Genomic DNA, 19,318 nt, shown 5'->3' with positions numbered 1-19,318 from the left:
TCCACCATTTGCACCCGCAATGGCGGGTGACGCAGGCTTACCCGCCCTACACAAATCCTCCGTTTTCCAAAAAGAGTTTTCGAAGGGGCAGCTATGAAGTACAGCACCACATTGCCGGTTAAAGCATTACCGTCAGCAGAGAAATACGATGGCAAAGGCCCTGAATACAAGCGTCGTTTCCATGTTATGGCGAAGCCGACTGGCTCCACCTGTAATCTCGATTGTTCCTACTGTTTTTACCTGCATAAAGAAGACCTTCTACATCAGGACCGCCACACGGGTATGAGCGACGAAGTGTTGGAAAACTTCATTCGCCAGTACATCGACGGGCAAGATGGCGAACAAGTGGTTTTCTCCTGGCAAGGTGGCGAACCCACATTGATGGGGCTAGAGTTTTTTGAAAAAGTCGTCAAATTCCAGAAGCTGTACCAAAAGCCCGGTCAACGCGTTGAAAACGACCTCCAAACCAATGGCGTGCTGATAAACGACAAATGGGCTGAATTCCTTAAAGAACACCGTTTTCTGGTGGGACTGTCGATTGACGGCCCACGGGAATTGCATGACCGCTATCGCGTCACACGCAGCGGCAAACCGACTTTCGACTTAGTGATGAAAGGCGTCGAAGCACTCAAAAAATACAAAGTCCCGTTTAACGCCCTCGTCACTGTCAACCGCACCAATGCCCGCTTCCCGCTGGAAGTGTACCGCTTTGTCACCCGTGAGCTGGAAGCAACCTACGTGCAGTTCAACCCCTGCGTAGAGCCAGTTGATTTCAAAGTCACCGCCCCGCAATTCTGGCGTGACGATACCATCCCGATTACTGGCACCCGCCGCGCGCGCCCAGGGGATCTCGACTCCATCGTGACCGACTGGTCGGTTGACCCGGACGACTGGGGCACTTTCCTGAAAACGGTGTTTGAAGAGTGGGTTAATAACGATTTAGGCCACGTACAGGTCAACCTGTTTGAAACGGCAGTTGCTCAAACCATGGGCATGCCCGCGCAAATCTGTACCGCATCCGAATTCTGCGGCAAAGGTTTGGCTATCGAGAAAAATGGCGATATCTATTCCTGCGACCACTACGTTTATCCCGAATACCAGATTGGCAATATCGAAAACACTAAACTCGCCCACATGGCATTTTCCGAACGCCAGAAAGCCTTTGGTATGGGTAAGAAAGATACGCTGCCGGAATACTGCAAACAGTGCCCGTACCTGAAATTATGCTGGGGCGAATGCCCGAAAAATCGTCTTGTTCGCACCCCGGATGGCGAGCCTGGCCTTAATTATTTGTGTCCTGGCATCAAAACTTTCTTCAATTACGCCGAGCCGATTTTGGTCGGGCTCGCTACGCTTTTGAAACGTGACTTTGCAGGATTGCGCAAATGACAAACAGAGAGAAGCTGCTCGAACTCGAACGGCGTATGAATCAACAAGTTTTGGGGCAGGAATCGCTGGTACGGATGTTAATTGTCGCCCTGCTTTGCGACGGACACGTGCTGCTCGAAGGCTTGCCTGGGCTGGCCAAAACCCGTGCGGTACGGGAGCTTGCTAAACATATAGAGGGCGAGTTCCGTCGCATACAGTTCACCCCGGATCTTCTGCCGTCAGATATCACCGGCAGCGAGATTTACCAGCAAAATGCCACGCGTGAAGAAGACCAGTTTCGTTTCCGGCCAGGCCCGGTATTCGGCAATATCATCCTTGCCGATGAGATAAACCGCGCCTCGGCACGCGTGCAATCGGCCCTGCTCGAAGCCATGGAAGAACGCCACGTTACCGTTGCCGGGAAAACCTGGCCGCTACCGGGCATTTTCATGGTGCTGGCGACGCAAAACCCGGTGGATCAAGAAGGCACCTGGCCGTTGCCAGAAGCGCAGCTTGACCGCTTTTTGATGAAAGTTCTGGTGGATTATCCGTCCAAAGAAAACGAGCAAAAAGTGATGCAACTGGTGCGTTCGGAGCAGCAGCAAAAATATCTGGCAAGCGGCGATGAACAAACGGAAAAACCGGCTGAAACGCTGATGTTATCGCAGCAAGATATTGCCACCTGCTGGCAGGAAATCTCAGCGGTTTACGTCGCGCCAACCATTGAAAACTACATCGTCAATCTGGTGGATATGACCCGCCATCCGCAGGGTATCAGCGACACGCTCGCCAGTTACATCACGTTTGGCGTCAGCCCACGCGGCACCTTAGCACTCGATCGTTGTGGCCGCGCACTGGCCTGGCTCGAAGGCCGCGACGCGGTATTGCCAGAAGATATCAAGCTCGTCGCCCCGGCAGTGTTACGCCATCGCCTGATGCTCAGTTACCAGGCCAACGCCGATAACACCTCGCCAGACGACGTGATCCGGATGTTGCTCGACGCAGTGGTGGCGTAATGAATAGCGCGTTACAGGTGGATCGCCAAACCCTGATGGCGCTGGCAGGCGAAGCGCGTTTGCTGTCGAACCCGCCTGGGCAGATCCCACCGGGAGCGCTGGCGGGTGAGCGTGTTTCACGCCAGCAGGGGCGTGGGCTTAATTTTGACAGTCTCCGGCGCTACCAACCAGGTGATGACGTGCGGTTGATCGACTGGCAAGCCACCGCCCGCCTGCGATCGCCGTGGATCCGCATGTATAACGAAGAGCGCGAGCGCCCGGTGTTCTTGATCGTCGATCAGCGGCTGGATATGTTTTTTGCCACCCGCGGGCAAACCAAATCTGTCGCTGCCGCCAAAATTGCGGGCCTGCTCGCATGGCGAAGCTGGCACGATGGCGACCGCATCGGCAGCGCGGTGTTCAGCGATGCGAATTACAGCCTGCAAAAATGCCGCGCCCCACGCACCAATCTGCCCGCAGTGCTCGATGACCTGCTGCAATACAACCAACAATTACCCGAACGCTACCCTGATGAAACACCCGCAACCGTGACGCTCGGCAGCGTGCTACAACATGCCATGCATCTGATCCCTGCCGGGTCCTGGGTGGCCGTCATCAGTGATTTCCACGATCTCGATGCGTCCGGTGAAGCCTTGCTGGCCGCCCTGCGGCGACGCTGCGAGATTAGCGCGTTTGTCACACTTGATAACCTGCATCTCACCCTCCCGGCACAGGGAAACCTGGCCGCCAGCTATCAGGGTCATGAAGCCGCATTTTCGCTTTCGCCACGGCTAAAAGATGAGATTCAACAGAGCGTGACTGCGCGGCTTTCCGGTCTGCAAAATCGACTGACACGGCTTGGCATCCGCGTGAATCAGATAGTCGTCACAGACGATCTTCTCAAGCAGCTACAAAAGGGAGTCTGAATGCTGGAGAAAGGATTTAGCGTGCCGGAGCTGTTAAACCCGGCGCTTCCACGAAGTATCTCCTGGTTTCCCCTGCCGCCCGGCTGGTTTGCGCTCGGCGGCGTGTTACTTATCGCGCTGATTATCTTCGGGTTATTCCGCCTTGCGAGATGGCGGCGCAATGTGTGGCGTCGTGAAGCACTGGCGGCATTGCAACAGCCGCACAGCGCAGATAGCTGGCTGGAACTGATAAAACGCATTCTGCTGATGCACCAACCGCGCAGCCAAATTAGCCACACGCTTGCGCCAGAACAACTTCTCCAGCAGGTGGAAATCGACGCCGATTTACGCCAGCAATTGAGCGCCAAATATTGCCAGCCGGATAACCAGCTCGAGGCGAATCAAAACGCACGCCTGCAAACTCAACTGAAACACTGGCTGGAGAAACTGCCTTATGTCTGAGTTTCTGAGCCGCCTCGATTTCGCCTGGCCGTGGGCGTGGTTACTGATTTTCCTGCCGTTGCTTGGCCGCTATTTTTTACCGCAGGATCGTGAAGTCAAAGAACACGTTCGCGTACCGTTCTTACCGGAATTAATTGATGAGCTGAAACTCAACAGCCAGCCGGTGCGCACCAGCAAACTCTCAAGCCTGATTTTTTGGCTGACGTGGATCCTGCTGGTTGCCGCCCTCTCGCGCCCGGAATACCTGACTCCGCCGCAGCATATTCAAAAACCAATGCGCGATGTGGTGCTGATTCTGGATGTCTCCGGTTCGATGGGCAAAAACGACGTTCAGGGTGGGATCACGCGCCTGCAGGCCGTTCAGGAATCGGTGCGAAAATTTGTGGCGGCGCGTAAAACCGACCGCATCGGGCTGGTTATTTTTGCAAGCCAGGCGTGGCCATTCGCCCCGGTTAGCGAAGACAAACAGGCGCTGCAAACCCGCATTAACCAACTCGCGCCAGGCATGATTGGTCAACAAACCGCGATTGGCGACGCGCTGGGAATCGGTGTGAAACTGCTCGATACCACCACCAACAAAGACGCCAGCAAACTGGCAATTTTACTCACCGACGGCAACGACACCGCATCGCAATTAGCGCCGCCGCTCGCCGCACAACTGGCGGCAACGCACCACGTTCAGGTTCATACCATCGCCTTTGGCGATCTGAACAGCACTGGCGATGACAAAGTAGATTTGCCGCTGATGCAGGATATCGCGCGCATTACCGGCGGAAAATCCTGGACTGCCGCCGGTTCCGGTGCGGCTCTCGACAGCGTATGGCAGGAAATCGACGCCATCACCCCCGTGCAGGTGAAATCCATCGGCTGGTCGTGGCACATCCCGCTGTTCCAGTGGCCGCTGCTACTGGCGCTGGCGTTGCTGATTTTGCTCGCGGTCACGCGATTCGTGCGGGAGAAAACAGCATGAGTGACTTCCATTTTGTTTACCCCTGGCGGCTGCTCGGCCTACTGATTTGCGCGCTGCTGTGGTTTGTCGCCAGCAGCCAACGTAGCGCCTGGCACCAGATTATGGACAAGCCATTTGCCAAAGCGCTGATTATTGGGCGACAAAAACGCCTGACCCAGATTTTACCGTGGTTGTGCGCACTCGGTGTCATCGCCCTGGCAGGCCCGACCTGGCAGCGTGAACTCCCGGCCGCACTGACGCAGCAAAGCAACATGATGGTGGTGTTACAGCAAGATCCGGCGATGTACGCGCAGGATTTAGCTCCGAGCCGCCACCAGCGTATGCAGAGCAAAATCATGGACCTGATGAACCGTTCAACAGGCACGCATTTTGGCCTGGTGGTTTACAACGCTCATGCATATCTGACCACACCACTCACTTCCGACCCGACGTTTTACTCGCTGTTCTTGCATGCCCAAAGCCCAAATTTATTGCCAGAAGGTGAAGGCTCGGGGCTAAAACAGGCTATCGCCCTGGCGATGAAAAACATGCCAGAAACACCGAATATGCCGCGCAATATTTTACTGATTGCCGACACCGTTTCGGCGCAAGATGCAACCTGGCTTGCCCAACAAAAAGTGCCGATCCAAATCTGGGTTCCGGGGACCGCACGCGGGGGTGAGTTACCCGAAAGCTACGCCCAGCGAGGGATTGATACGCGTCTGAACGTCGAACGCTTTAGCCAAATTCGCGACGGCGGCATTCCGGTCACGCTCGTCACCAGCGATGACAGCGATTTATCGGTACTCGCCAGCCACATCCAGCAATCGGTGAGCGCGCAAAATAACGCTCGCGGCGATTTGCACTGGAAAAACAGCGGCTATCTGCTGGTGATCCCAATGCTTTTGCTACTGCTGCTCGGGCGGCGACAGCTGATTTGCTGGCTGATTGTGCTGGTGCCGCTGCTGTATCTGCCACAAAGCCAGGCCGCATGGCAGGATGCGTGGATTAGCCCGGATATGCAGGGGCAACTCGCCTTCAATAAAGGTGAATATAAAAAAGCGGCAGAGCGTTTTCAGAACCCGCTGTGGCAAGGCATCGCCTACTACCGTGCCGAAGATTTTGTCGCGGCTACTTCCGCATTTCGCCAGGCGCCGCAAACCGCTGAATCGCTGTTATGGACGGGCAACAGCTACGCCCAGCAAAAGCAGTGGCAGCAGGCCATTAACAGCTATGACCGCGCCTTAAGCCTGCGCCCGGACTGGGCAATGGCCCAGAAAAACCGCGCCGCCATCGCCAAAATCATTATGGAATTGCGCCAGAAAGAACGCGATCGCCAGGCGGCTCAGGGTAAAGAACAGGACTATAAACCGGACGAAATTAAACACGATTTAAAGAAAGATCAGGGCGTCAATCAGAAGGATATCCAACCCGTTGCCAGCAGCAGCCCGCAGGTCAATCAGTGGTTTGAAAACCTGGAGGTTTCCCCTTCCGGCCTGCTGGAAAATCTCTACCGCGCCAACACGGAGGAGACGCCATGAGAGCCTTGCTGATTGTGCTTTTGCTGGCGGTGTTACCTGCCCGAGCGGCGATGGACATTACGCGTGAGCTTGAAGCGCCAGACCATGTCGCGCCCGGTCAGCCCGTGCGGGTGGCTATCACCTTCTGGACCGATAGCTGGTTTAATCCGCCTCCGCAATGGCCTGATTTTAAAATTGAGAACGGCTCGTTACTCACCACGCCGCTGCCAAACCAACTGCTGAGTCGCCAGAAAAATGGCATTAACTGGAGCGGCGTGCGCCTTGAGCGACAAATCACCGCGTGGGATCAGGGCGTGCTGCTGATGCCTGCGGTGGAAATTACGCTGACATCGCCCAACCAACCGCCGGTTACCGTGCAGTTGCCGGAGCTGAAAAAAGAAGTTGCATGGCCGAAAGGCGTGGAACAGCCGGATCGTTTCCTGCCCGCCAGCAACTTAAAGCTCAGCCAGAAAATCACCCAGTATCACGCCGCCAAAGACGACAAACTTCACGCCGGTGACGTGGTTGAACGCACCGTGACGGTACAAGCCAACGGCATTGTGGCGACGCAAATTCCACAATTGCTGTATGCGATTCCAGGCACTGACACGCAGCGCCTGACGCCCGAAAACACGATGCTGAAAACGGGACGAGGTGAAATCGAAGGGGCGCAGCGAGTAGAAACCCTGCGCTATCTGCCGTCGCAGGCGGGAACCATCACGATTCCTCCCGTTAAATTACGCTGGTGGGATACGGCGAATAAGCAGTGGCAACTGGCTGAACTGCCCGGCTCAACGATACAGGTTCTGGACGCTCGCGCCGCAGGCGGTGAATCCGCACTGCGCGGCACCACCGATGATGACAACTGGCGCACCGTTTTGATTATTGGAACCTTCGCCGTCCTGGCATTACTCATCTGGTTTACGCGACGCCTGCTGTGGCGCAGTGTGCGTTATCTGCACCACGTCTGGCAGCGCTTCTGGAACCCTGTCCCATTGTCCGAACTGACTCCCACCAAAAGGGGTGAACGATGAAACACGCATTACTCTTCAGCGCCATGCTATTCGGTACTATTGGCGCAGCGCATGCCGATGACCCACTCTCTACCTGGAACAATACTTCGTCGAAACAGGCCATTGAGCAATGGGTGCAAAATGCCACTAATAAAGATCGTTCGACTTTTATCCCGCCAGAAAAGCGCTACGTGGTATTTGATAACGACGGCACGCTGTGGCCGGAAGCACCGCTGACATTCCAGCTTCAGTTTGCGGTGGATGAAGTGAAGCGCCTGGCACCTGAGCACCCTGAATGGAAAAACGACCCTGTTGTGAGCGCGGTACTAAATGACGATTTAAAAACCGTTGTGGCTTCCGGTGAGAAGGGGCTGATTCAGCTTTTAGAGCTGACGCACAGCAACATCACTACCGAGGAGTTTAACCAGCGTGTCAGCAACTGGGTCGACAGCCATCGTGATAACCGTTTTGGCTGCAGATATGATCAAATGAGCTACCAGCCAATGCGCCAGTTACTCGATTACCTGCGTGAAAATGGCTTTAAAACGTGGATTGTGTCCGGCGGCGGCATTGATTTTATGCGCGTAGTGGCAGAAAAAATGTATGGCATCCCGCCTGAGCAGGTTATCGGATCATTCTCGCTCAGCGAGTTTTCCCTGACAGACAACGGCACGCAGTTGCGTAAAACCATGAAAGGCGCGTTTAACGACGATGCGGCAGCCAAACCGGTCGCTATTCACCTGTTTATGGGCCAGCGCCCGGTTGCGGCGTTTGGTAACAGCGACGGTGATTTAGCGATGATGCAGTACACCGCGTCAAACCCGGACTATAAGACCTTCGGTTTACTGGTTCACCACACAGATGCGGAGCGTGAATACGCTTATGACAGCCATCCACCGGCGAGTGGAAAACTGGTTGAAGGGCTAAGCCTGGCGAAAGAAAAAGGCTGGGCTATCGTCGATATGAAGCACGATTGGAAAACAGTTTTCGACCCAGCATTATGTAAATAATGTCATTGTATCCAACACAAAGCCCTTAACTCATAGCACTGAGTTAAAGGCTTTTAACAATCAGAACTGATAACTGTAATTGACGCTGGTAAACCACAGATATGGATTATCGTAATTGCCCGCCAAAACCGCCGGAGACTGAATTATTGAAGACTGCATATGCAGATATTCCACTGCTATCCCAATATTGCTTGCCTGGCTCAGTTGATACTGCGCACCGGTGGCAAAACGCCATTCGTCACCCGTTGGCAGGGTTAAAGCCGCATCACTCTGATCTTTGTATACAGTACTATCAAATGCCACGCCGGCATTGAGACGCCACTCTTCAGTTGGACGGTATTGCACACCCAATGCGGTATGCCAGGTATCTTTAAGGCGGCTGGTTTTGTCGAGCGCCTCACCTGCCACGGTAATCTGTGGTGCACCAAACTGGCTCCAGTCCTGCCAGCCAAGATCGCCCATCACAGACCACTGTTTATCGATATCGTGTACCAGGCTCAGCATGATTTGCTGTGGCGACCGGACTTGCGCACCGATGGGTAAGGTGAAATCGACATTTGGCAGGTTGGGGAACCGCGCCTGAGCATCAATAGTAAAGTCGTAATCGGTTTTACTGTTCCAGGTTATCCCCGCGCGGGTTTGGTCAGTCAGATCCATCAACAAACCGAGACGATAGCTCATCGCCCAGTCGTGGTCTTTTTGCGTTTTATCATCCCCATCAATGTTGCGCGTCAGCGACAAGAAACCATAGTTGGCATTGACTGACCCCCCGATGGAAACACGATCGCTCAGTTTCCAGGCCAGAGAGGGGCTCAGGGTCATGGCAACCATGGTGCTCTTTTTGATTAACCGGTCTCCAGCCCAGTCGCCAAAATCTATCCCCAGACCATAGTTTCCATACAGACCAATGCCCGCATACACATCATCACTGACTTTTTGGCTATAGAAGCTACTGGCATTAGGGAAAATATTCATGACATTCCCCGGGCTCTGTCTGGCGTTATCTAACTGATAATTGATATCTCCCCCCATGACCTGTAGACCACCGGTGAACATATGATCCGGTAGACGGGTCATACCCGCCGGATTGGTGACAATGGTAGAAGCATCCTGAGCGCGTGCAGCCTGCCCGGCACCGGCCAGTGCCGTATCTTCTGTACCAATCTCATAAAAATAAAGGCCACTCGCATGAGAAAATGAGGCTAACAGCAGTCCTGAACACGCCACGATGCTCTTTTTCATGTGCCACCTGTTTCTTAAAATAACCGCTAAAAGGCCTGGGATAGCCTGCGGCTCGAAGCGAGCCGCAGTATCATCAGAAGCGAATTTTCATCCCAACAGACGCTGAAATATCAGAGGATACGGACGTGTCGCCACCGTTATCCCAGCTTTTGCCCACCTCGGTATAGGCCTGCACATCCGTGGTTACCGCCCATGTTGTACCGAGAGCCACTTCAGTTGCCTGGAAGCGCTGGTTGGCATTGATTTCCGTCGCACCGGCCTGGTTGGCCGTATTGCGATACGTCACGCTGTCCTGGCCGTCAGACAGTTCCTGCCAGTAGTTTGCGCGAACATAAGGCTTAACTTTGCCGTAGTCCGTGTCGTAATCGGCAGTCAGACGGACCCCAAGGCGGCCAATCACAGAACCGTCAGCGTCCACCGAAACTTTGGTTTTCGACCGATCGGCAAGTGTGACATCATCAAAATGACTGTACTGATAAATAAGTTGCGCCTGCGGTTCGAGCTGCCAGTTGCTATCGCCTAATTGCCACGGTTTTCCGACTTCAACCGACGCCACCACCGAGCTACCGTCCGGGCTGTAGGATTCATGATCGCTCATGTTCTTCAAATCGACAGAGTGATAACCGTACTGCAGGACGTTATCGACGTACAAACCGTCGGTGTCAGTCCAGGTGGCGTAACCCCCCAGGTATGAGGAGAAGGTCGAGTTGTACGCGGCCCCGCCGCTCATCCCGGTATCGCCATTGATCGAGCTGTCGATATCCATAAAGGTGGTATACAAACCTGCACGCCATTTATCGTTTTGCCACAGGTCCAACCCCATTTGCATCCCGTTGAAGTTGGAACTGCTTTGCGAGCCGGTAGGATCGTCGTGTTTTTGATCGACCGATTTGACGATGTAACGTGCCCAAAAACGGCTTTCCTGATCGGCCGCAACATCTGCACGCCAGGGTTGTTCATCGCCCACACGCTGGTGAAGTGTCCCAAGAACCGCTAAATCGGCCTGGCGGATAATCGCGGCCAGCGTATCGAAGCCCGGTACATCAGGACGATAACCGGCGCGTAAGAACCAGTCTTCACCCGCCCCTTGCGCGTTACCGGCAAACAGCTGGTATTGCCATGCGCCCGCGGTAAGCACGCCATCGCCAATGGTAAAGGCATCTTTGGTGGTCTGAGCGGTGGTGGTCGCCCCATTAACGGCTTCAACCACCATAATGCCGTCACCGGTGGTCGGTTCGCCGAGTTGGCTAACATCAATATTCAGGTTCGTCAGGCCAGTAGCACTGCCGCCATTTATCACCAGACGGTCGGCGACACCTGGGCTATGCTGCTGGGCAGCAATGTTCAACGTACCGTTCAGGCCGACGTAATCACCGTTGACCGTCAGGGTTGATCCGACATCGCCGCCACGCAAATTAATAGTGCCCTGGTTCACCAGGTTGGCGACCGACTGGCTGTAGCCACCGGTATCCAGTAACGCACCACGGCTCACAATATGGCTGGATGGCTGGCTAAAGCGATTCTCACCGGATGCCAGCAAGGTGCCTTTTTCCACGAGCGTAATTCCGCTCCAGCTATTGTTGCCATTGAGAATGGTGGTGCCGCTGCCCTGCTGCCAGACCTGGCCGCTGCCGGAAATGTTCCCGCTAAGCGACAAGGTATCGCTGCGGTTAATCGCAAGCGTCGCGTTATCGACAATATTCCCGCCAATGTTGCCCGCCGTACCCCCGTTCCCCAACTGCAATGTGCCTTTGCTGATAGTGGTTTGCCCGTTGAATGTGCTGTCTTGCGTGAGCGTTAATGTGCCATCGCCCAGCTTAGTGAAATCGCCATTGCCGGTAACCGCCGTTAACAGCGAAACCGCATGACCGTTGGTGTCAATTGCCCCACCGACGCCCGAAAGCGTCACCTGGCGGGCAGTATCAAACGCTGCGCCATAGCGCAACGTGCCGCCACTCACGCCAATACCGGTTCCCGCTGCACCGAGATTATTATCCGCAGAAACTTGCAGTACCCCGCCGTTAACCTGCGTGCCGCCCTGGTATTGGTTATTGCCGTTCAGAATCAAGGTGCCGAGATCGGCTTTATTAATTCCACCTTCACCGTCAATAACCGAGTTAATAGTGGCGGTATAACCCGCACTCGGTGCCGTACCATCACCGACGCGAATGATCGTATTGGCGGTATGGGTGGTGAGATTATTCCCGCCGATAACATAACCGTCAGTGGCAAACTGCGCGCCACTGATCGCCACTTCACCGAGGCTGGTGTCGATAGTGACATTACCGGCGCTACCGCCAAATACGGCAAAGGAACCATTGCTGAACGGTGTATTAAAGCGCCCTTCAGGATCGGTGACATCCGTGGTCCAGTTGTCATTGCCGCTGCTGTTTTGCCAGATACCGTTTCCGCCATCGATCTGGTCGTTATTTTTCAACGCCCCGCCCGTACCACCGAAACCGTCCCAGAAGCGCATGACATAACCACTGCGGTTGACGAGGTTCACCTGGCCTGCGATAGAGGTCTGAACGTAGAGATCGTCTGCCGCCGCAGGCGCGGTGCCAATATCGAGAATGTTGTTGGTTAACGCACCGGAATAATTAAAGACGCGATAGATCCCGACATCAAAATTGCCGCCCGGTGTCTGGGTGATATTCAGTTTGCCGTTAAGATTGAGGTCGCCATTAATATTGATAAGATCGTTAAGCGTGCCGCCGACGGTGTATGGCTGGCCAAACTGGAAATCGACTTGCGAATCCTGATTGAGGGTTAGCGCGCCCATCGTCAGCACACCCACACTTGACAGATCCTGCCCAGCCGCCAGGTGCCCGCCGTTGTCTATCACCACGCTGCCACCGAGTTGGCCCGCACCGCCAAGCGTTGCACCGCTATTCACAGTGGTTTGCCCGGTTGCCGCCACTTGATTACCGTTAATCAGTAACACGCCTTGCTGAGCATCGGTGGTTCCGGTCCAGGTGTTGGCGGCGGTGAGGTTTAGCGTTCCGCTTCCGGTTTTCACCAGATTTCCGTCACCGCTGATAATGCCGCTGATCGAGTCGTTGCGCCCTAAGGCGCCTTCAACCAGAGTTGCCGCACCCAGCATCACGTTACCTGCACCTGATAATGAACCTATCGAGGTCCCCGACAGCGCAGAACTGATATCCACCAGGCCGCCCACGAGGTTAGAAATCACCGCGCCTGCGCCCTGAGCGTTGTCAGCAAAGGTCACACGTCCGCTGTTATTGACCGTCGATGAACCCGCATCGGCACTGCCGTTGAGCGCAAGCAGGGAACTGGCATCAACCGACACATTCGTATTATCACCCTGGCTCGTATCGCTGAAAGTGGCATTACCGCCGTTAGTCAGATTGATCGTGCTTTGCCCGGCTCCGGCGTTGTCGTGGAACGCCAGTGATGCGTTGTCGACGGCAAAGGTGTGCGTTTCACCCGAAGCGGCGTTATTGAGGTTTAACAGTGCCAGAGAGCTTAACGAAACCAGGCTATCTGACGTACCAAATGCCCCAGTGGTATTAGCATTGACCGTCAGTTGCCCGGTACCATTTTTGCCGATAATCTTGGTGTCGCCCTGATAGGTATTCGCGGTGCCCAACTCAAGCACGCCATTATTGGTGCCCGTGGAGCTATCTTTAATAGTCAGAGGACCATCACCGCCAATCACGCCTGTTGGGGTAAAGGTATGGCCGAATACATCCAGCGCAGCGCCCGCAGCGCCATCGACAAAGAATAAGCGTGATGTCGTGAGATCGGCCCCCGCCTGGAAGGTGGCACCATTTTTCAACAACACTGAGTTACTGGTCGCACCAAGCGCGTTGTCGTTGGTGATATTCAGCGTGCCGTTCCAGACTTCCACGCCACCGGTAAACACATTATTGCCGGTTAAAATCAGGCGACCGGGATCGGTTTTCAGCAAACGGATATTGCCAGCGGACAGATCGTTCTGCACCAGGTTGACGTTGATAAGCGTCGTGATGTCGGCTCCCGTCGCACCATTCCCCACACGAATCGCAAAATAGCTGTTGGCATGAGTCGCCCCTTGCGCTTCGTAGCTGTTATCCGGCGGGAAATTACCCGGCGGGTTAGTCGCATCAAAGAACAGTTGCGAATCCGGGCGCGCAGGATCGGCATTCAGGATGTAGCCATTACTGGCGAACTGCATCCCGGAAGTGAGCACATCGCCAAACGCATTGCTCACGCGCACCACGTCGCCTAGCCCCTGGAATACGGCAAAAGCATCCTGCGCCCACGGCGCATTACCGACCCCATCGACTTGCGTCCAGTTGTTGCTGACGCCTGAAATCAGGCTGGTCCAGTAACCGAAGCCACCGTCAACCCGGCCATTGCCTGTCGTACCATCCCCGTGGTTGCCTGGGGTCACATCAAGGTCACCATCCCAGAACTGCAACTGATTTGTCGGGTCAATAAAGTTGAGCGCGAGGTTAACTTGCTTGTCGATGTTGGTCTGGATAGCGTAGTTATTGGCGTCGTTGGGTGGCAGCGACACGATATCCATGGTGTTGTCGGTGAGCGAACCGCCATAGTTAAACAGGCGATACACACCCGGCAGGAAGGCTCCACCTGCGGTCAGCGCCACATTGAGTGAACCATCAAGTATTAAGTTACCTTTCACATCCACCAGGTCATTGAGTGAGCCACCCGGTGTATAAACTTCTCCCAACTGGAACTGGCTGTTGGTGTCATTGGCAAGTGTCAGGTCGCCCTGAACGGTCAGCATCCCGGTGCCATTGCCACGGCTGTCATCACCCGGGCGCAATGTGGTCCCACTCTCGAAGAGAACATCACCGCCGAGGGTGCCATAACCGCCAAGCGTAGTGCCGCTCCTGACGGTGGTCAGCCCTGTGCCACTCTGCACACCGTTAATTAGCAAGGTACCCTGTTCAACAGTGGTGGTTCCTGCATAGCTGTTATTGCCACCGAGGCGAGTGACGCCGCTACCAATCTGGCGGAACGCACCACTTCCTGAAATAACACCATTGAGCGCCACTGCATCAGAGTGGTTAACCGTCAGGATGCCGTTATCAGTAATGTTGGTTTGCTCGGATAGTTTGCCGGTGGTATTACCATCGCCGAGAGTCAGCTCCGATCCTGCGCCTATCAAAGTATTCCCGGTGTAGGTGTTATCGCCGAGCAGAATAGTATTACCGCTATTGATGCGCTCCATGCCCCCCGTGCCACTGATAACACCGCTGTAGATTTGGTCAGCCGCACCATCGAATGACAGCAAGCTTGTCGCCCCCGAGGTGGCGACATTGTAATTATGGATGGTGGCCTCGCCCGCAGTCGGGGCGCTGTCGCCGCTACGCAGCGTGGCACCATTGTTGATAATGATGGTTTGTACGCCGGAGAGCGTTAAATTATCCACCACCCGTGCGTCAGTCGGATCGCCATCTAAAGTCAGCGTGCTCCAGCCCGACCCAATATTGGTGCCTTTTGCCAGGTCGTCCGCGCTAAAGGATCCCAATAATGCAGGTGTTGCTCCCTCATTCGTACTATTAAGAGTTAACGTATTATTGGTGCCGCCTTCACTGAGAATATGCGTCACGTTCGCCATCGACACGTTACCCAGCGTGGCGCGGTCATTGCCATCTGCACCTGTGAATGTCACTCCACCCGTGTAATCACCCGCCGTCCAGCTGAACTGGTCGTTACCACTACCCAGCGTTATTTCCCCACGGGTCGTTGCCCCCGGGCCATTTAACGACACCACGTCATTGCCGGTACCGGTCAGAATCGCTTGTGCGGTGGCATCTGCCGCCAGCAATGTACCGCTGTTAATGACGGTAGTATTTCCTGCGCCTGAGGCATTAATCACTGGCGCACCCGCTCCGAGGCTTGTGATCACGCCTGAGTTGGTAATCGTACGACTGCTACCGCTTAGACCATCGGTTGCCACAATCGCTGAACCCGCACCGGTGTCCATGTTGATAGTCGCAGCAGAACTCACATTGTTGGATGTTCTTGCCAGAATACCGACGCTCCCCGCCCCGTTGCCATTAATGGTGTAGCCGCTGCCGATTGTGAGAGAACCCGTAGTCACCGAACCATCGGCCTGCATAAATGCAAAGCCTTCACCATTGCCGGAAACATTCAGGGTGTTGTTCGTGCCCTCCGCGCTAAAGGTGACGGCAGTGCGAATCGCAGGGCCATCGGAGGCGTTAATCGTGACGTTGCTAAGATTGATGTTGGAGGTATCGGCGTTGTTATTAATCCCCGCGCCGCTGTCGGAAATGTCGATAACCGTATCCGAGGCGTTAAAGGAGGTGGCACCGGCATCCATTCTTACACCATCGGCTCCACCAGAGGCCGTAATCTGGTTGCCTGTACCGTTAACCGTTAAATTCGCGCCTGCTCCAATGAGCTGGACTGCCGCTAAACCGCCTGAGGCATTGACTGTGCCGAGGCGGTTAACCACCGCATTCGCTCCACCCACACGAACCCCGACGTTGCCGCTATTCGCGGCACCGCTGACGCTAATAATGCCGTTATTCGTCAGCACGCCATTATTTTGAATATCGACACCAATATTATTGGTGCCAGAAACATTCACCGGCGCACCGACCGTTGCGGTACCGTTGTCATGCAGAATGATCCCGGTACTGTTGGTGCCATTTAATGAAATGCCAGGGCCGCTTAGATTGAGCACCCCCGCATGAGCCACGTTGTAGCCAACAATGCCACTTTGTCCAGGGCTGCTGGTAATCGAGGCATTGGATGTCACGTCAGTCTGCACTTCATCGGAATCAATGGTGCCGTCGATATTGTAATTACGTCCGTCAATCAGGACTGCGGTGGTGTTGTTATGCTGCAGGACAATCCCGCCGTCACTAATATTGCCGACTGCCCCGCCAGTCACTTTTACACCAACCGCTTTTTCGCCATTGACGAATATCTGTGCGGTTCCGGTGGTGAGTGAGGTTTTAGTTCCGGTCGTTTCATCGACGCCATTGGCAATAATCCCGGTTCCATTGTTACCTGATACCGTCAGTTGATATCCCGCTGCAGCGCCGCTATTACCGGCAAAAGTCGCCCCGTGATCCACAGCAAACAAAATAGAATCGGCCTGGCCGTTATCATTGATATTCGCATTGCCGAGATTAATCTGCGCCTTATTACCCCAGGCGTAGTAACCCATCTGTTTGACGTTTTCGAAAGAAAGCGTCGAAGCTGAATCAATATCGATGCGCGCATCGCCACGCGCATGTACACCAATCGCCCCGGCAGATAACAAGCGAATGGTAGAGTTCAGGTTAACCTGGGCGTGTTGGGTGTTTAGCCCTTCCGCATAAACGGCATAGTTACGATAGGTGTAGGGTTGGCCATCGCTGCCACCGGTATCCCCCGCGGTCCCGACCGTAATCGCACTTCCTGTTGTGGTGGTAACTTCCGCCCCCGCATCTTGCGCCAGCACGTTGATGGCAATGTTGTTATCACCGTCCACCTTGATAAGGCCGCTGTGCGTCACGGTGCCGACATTGTCAACTGCGTTCAAACCATAGTTAGCAGCGGCTGAACCGTCAGTCAGTTTACCTAACACATTGATCGTGCCGGAGTTGGTCACCGCCCCTGACGCCCCTTCGATGGAGATCCCGGCGGCATTACGGGTATTTTCAGCAATGGTTATCGTACCGGTGTTGTTCACCGCGCCGGTGCTTTGGGTGCGAATCCCCGCCGACAGATCGCCACCGGTCATCGGAACCGGTGTTGGCGCGGTGGAATTTAAGACAGGATTGACGCCAAGGTAGATATTACCGGCATTATTGAATGTGGCGCTTTGATCAAGCCAGACGCCGTAACCGCCGGCTTTGCCGAACTGATTATTACTGTTGCCAGCCAGTGCGATGGTACCTGCTAACGTATTCGAAACCGTGGTGGTGCCTGACGCGCGAATGCCCACGGCACCGTTGGTGGTGGAGTCAGTAATCGCCGCATTGATATGACCGTTGTTGGTCAGCGTACTGTTACCGCTGCCCTGCATGCCTGTGCTGCCCGCATTAGAAACGTTCTGGTTGCTGCCATCCTTTTCAATAAACAGACCCGCGTTGAGCGTGCCATTGTTGATGGCCGTGGCGTCCGTCGTCAGCATACCAACAGAGTCTGGGCTACTGCCGCTGCTGCGCCAGGCGTTGATTGCCCCGTCGTTTGTGATGATGGCACCATTGTCCCCACGCATCACCGCCGATGCCCCGTCAACCGCCAGGCTCCCGTCGCTGGTGACTAAACCAGACGCATTCGCACCTGTGGCATATATAACGTTTAAATCCCCAGTTGAAACCGTGGCGTTGTTGTTGTGTACGCCTTTGTCATCCCAGACATGGTAGGTCAGGTTGATACTGGTATTTTCCTCTTGTGCCAACATGCCGCTAATAATCGCGTCGTAGGTGTTTTGCGCTTCAACAGACGAGTCAATCACCTCGCCATTGACTGTTGCACCCGCCGTCAGCCAGTACTGGATCTGCGGTTTACCAGCATAAGCCCCCTGGCCTGTCAGGAAATCATTAACATCTGCAATGTCAGTGGAAGAATGAATAACGAAGTCTTTATTCCCCAGTAGCAGAGCCTTATTTCCGACCTGCTCGTAGTGGGGCAGCGTGATGGTGAAATCGTATTTCGCACTTTGTGCTTCAAGATTTTGTGTATCAGATGACAGCACGATCGCCGGGCGGAAATGGATAAAGTTATCGGAACGCCATTCGGTTCGGCTGGTCGCACTCCCGCTGCCGTCCGCTTTTGCCAGCACAGAATTTTTAGCCAACAGGTCAATGGTATTTGCAGCTGCCGCAATCGGCGCATTCGCATCGCTTGAACCCACATTGATATTGGCCTGCCCGCCGGTTGCCGCTACCAACGCGATACCGAAATTATTAAAGATACGAATCGAGTTTGGGTCGTAAACCGGCAACAACATGTCGCTGACTGCCGTGTCATCGGCAGCAATAAACGTCGAGGAATCATAAATGCTGATGACTTGATAACTGCCGTCAAGACCTGGCACTTCGACGTTCAGTTCCTGGCTTTCCTGAGGTCTGGCCGGAGAAGGCGAATACGTGTACTGATCAATGTTTGCAGCTGTTATTGGCATAGCAGCCCCGGTTGAATCCGTGGCTTCGATAGTGATGATACGGTTTGGATCGGTCCCCGCCCCGGTTCCACCGGGGTCAGGAAGCGCATTCAGTACCGTGACCCCCGTACTGCTGCCGTTTGTCCCCGTGGCAATGTTGGGTATCGAGCCAGTAATATTCAGTTCAGTGCCTGGGGCGTAATGATTTGTCAGTGGCTGACTATCAATGGTAAACGCGTAACCCGTCTCTTTAACCGCATCGTAAACCGGTAGAAACAGGTAGTTGGGATAAGCCGCGCTCCACGTCACATCTACAGCGCTGGCTGTCGGGCCATAAACACCGGCAACAATCAGCGCAGTAGTTAATAATTTTCGGCCTCCACGCCCGGTCTTCGATCCTTTTTTCCCTGTTCGGGATGTTTCTGCAACGGCAATAAAACTGTTCGCCACATGGCTCCATACCAAACGATAAATATTATTCATAAGTCATCTCTGCAAGGCCGCATAAGGAAATAGCGCGTTGACACAAATAAACAACAAGAAACACTTGTCGAAACACTTTGAGTAACATTAGTACATGGTTGAGTTTTGAGAGGGCGGAGGAGTAGAAAAGTCTTATTTAACGGATGCTTTTATAAAATGTTCAGGTTCAGTGAAGAAACTCATGATGAGCTCTGTTTATTATTGCAACGGTATGGTGGTTACGTCTGCTCATCGCTCACAGCGGACTTTAAGCCCAGTTAACGTGTCACATTGC

10 protein-coding genes are annotated in these 19,318 nt (G+C 54.4%); 8 read left to right on the top strand and 2 right to left on the bottom strand.

All coding sequences use genetic code 11. The features are described 5' to 3' along the window. Window positions 1-93 precede the first annotated feature (93 nt). Genes M979_RS20605 through M979_RS20570 form a run of 8 tightly spaced genes read left to right on the top strand, consistent with a single transcriptional unit; the run spans window position 94 to window position 8,222 of the window. The gene (locus M979_RS20605; RefSeq protein ID WP_064556226.1) at window positions 94-1,389 is read left to right on the top strand and encodes an anaerobic sulfatase maturase; all 1,296 of its coding nucleotides are present in this window, start codon (window positions 94-96) and stop codon (window positions 1,387-1,389) included. After that, window positions 1,386-2,384, top strand: a complete 999-nt coding sequence (locus M979_RS20600; RefSeq protein WP_064556225.1) for an AAA family ATPase — start codon at window positions 1,386-1,388, stop codon at window positions 2,382-2,384. Before M979_RS20605 ends, M979_RS20600 begins: the two co-directional genes overlap by 4 nt. Further along, window positions 2,384-3,289, top strand: a complete 906-nt coding sequence (locus M979_RS20595) for a DUF58 domain-containing protein (protein ID WP_034492681.1) — start codon at window positions 2,384-2,386, stop codon at window positions 3,287-3,289. Before M979_RS20600 ends, M979_RS20595 begins: the two co-directional genes overlap by 1 nt. Then, window positions 3,290-3,730: a DUF4381 domain-containing protein gene (locus M979_RS20590; protein WP_064556224.1), complete on the top strand. Its 441-nt coding sequence runs from the start codon at window positions 3,290-3,292 to the stop codon at window positions 3,728-3,730. Further along, entirely contained in the window at window positions 3,723-4,700 is a 978-nt protein-coding gene (locus M979_RS20585; RefSeq protein ID WP_064556223.1) for a vWA domain-containing protein, read from the top strand. Before M979_RS20590 ends, M979_RS20585 begins: the two co-directional genes overlap by 8 nt. Further along, on the top strand, window positions 4,697-6,220 hold the full coding sequence (locus M979_RS20580) for a vWA domain-containing protein (protein WP_064556222.1): 1,524 nt from the start codon (window positions 4,697-4,699) through the stop codon (window positions 6,218-6,220). The genes M979_RS20585 and M979_RS20580 overlap by 4 nt, the downstream gene beginning before the upstream one ends. After that, on the top strand, window positions 6,217-7,233 hold the full coding sequence (locus M979_RS20575) for a BatD family protein (protein WP_064556221.1): 1,017 nt from the start codon (window positions 6,217-6,219) through the stop codon (window positions 7,231-7,233). The genes M979_RS20580 and M979_RS20575 overlap by 4 nt, the downstream gene beginning before the upstream one ends. Then, window positions 7,230-8,222 (top strand): HAD family hydrolase, encoded by a 993-nt coding sequence (locus M979_RS20570; protein WP_064556220.1) that lies wholly within the window; start codon window positions 7,230-7,232, stop codon window positions 8,220-8,222. Before M979_RS20575 ends, M979_RS20570 begins: the two co-directional genes overlap by 4 nt. Window positions 8,223-8,282: 60 nt before the next feature. On the opposite strand, the gene M979_RS20565 is transcribed toward M979_RS20570, so the two are convergent. Beyond that, on the bottom strand, window positions 8,283-9,464 hold the full coding sequence (locus tag M979_RS20565) for an OmpP1/FadL family transporter (protein WP_064556219.1): 1,182 nt from the start codon (window positions 9,462-9,464) through the stop codon (window positions 8,283-8,285). Between the two features lie 73 nt (window positions 9,465-9,537). Then, window positions 9,538-19,044, bottom strand: coding sequence for an autotransporter-associated beta strand repeat-containing protein (locus M979_RS20560; protein WP_064556218.1), 9,507 nt, complete (start codon window positions 19,042-19,044; stop codon window positions 9,538-9,540). Window positions 19,045-19,318 lie beyond the last annotated feature (274 nt).

Source organism: Buttiauxella noackiae ATCC 51607 (assembly GCF_001654865.1).
Taxonomy (GTDB): domain Bacteria; phylum Pseudomonadota; class Gammaproteobacteria; order Enterobacterales; family Enterobacteriaceae; genus Buttiauxella; species Buttiauxella noackiae.
Note: the sequence above shows the minus strand (reverse complement) of the source record. Positions and strands in the feature narration are given on the sequence as shown.

Coding starts and splice junctions, on each gene's coding strand:
- M979_RS20565 (WP_064556219.1), bottom strand. CDS start 9,464: ATGAAAAAGAGCATCGTGGCGTGTTCAGGACTGCTGTTAGCCTCATTT.
- M979_RS20590 (WP_064556224.1), top strand. CDS start 3,290: ATGCTGGAGAAAGGATTTAGCGTGCCGGAGCTGTTAAACCCGGCGCTT.
- M979_RS20600 (WP_064556225.1), top strand. CDS start 1,386: ATGACAAACAGAGAGAAGCTGCTCGAACTCGAACGGCGTATGAATCAA.
- M979_RS20560 (WP_064556218.1), bottom strand. CDS start 19,044: ATGAATAATATTTATCGTTTGGTATGGAGCCATGTGGCGAACAGTTTT.
- M979_RS20585 (WP_064556223.1), top strand. CDS start 3,723: ATGTCTGAGTTTCTGAGCCGCCTCGATTTCGCCTGGCCGTGGGCGTGG.
- M979_RS20595 (WP_034492681.1), top strand. CDS start 2,384: ATGAATAGCGCGTTACAGGTGGATCGCCAAACCCTGATGGCGCTGGCA.
- M979_RS20570 (WP_064556220.1), top strand. CDS start 7,230: ATGAAACACGCATTACTCTTCAGCGCCATGCTATTCGGTACTATTGGC.
- M979_RS20575 (WP_064556221.1), top strand. CDS start 6,217: ATGAGAGCCTTGCTGATTGTGCTTTTGCTGGCGGTGTTACCTGCCCGA.
- M979_RS20605 (WP_064556226.1), top strand. CDS start 94: ATGAAGTACAGCACCACATTGCCGGTTAAAGCATTACCGTCAGCAGAG.
- M979_RS20580 (WP_064556222.1), top strand. CDS start 4,697: ATGAGTGACTTCCATTTTGTTTACCCCTGGCGGCTGCTCGGCCTACTG.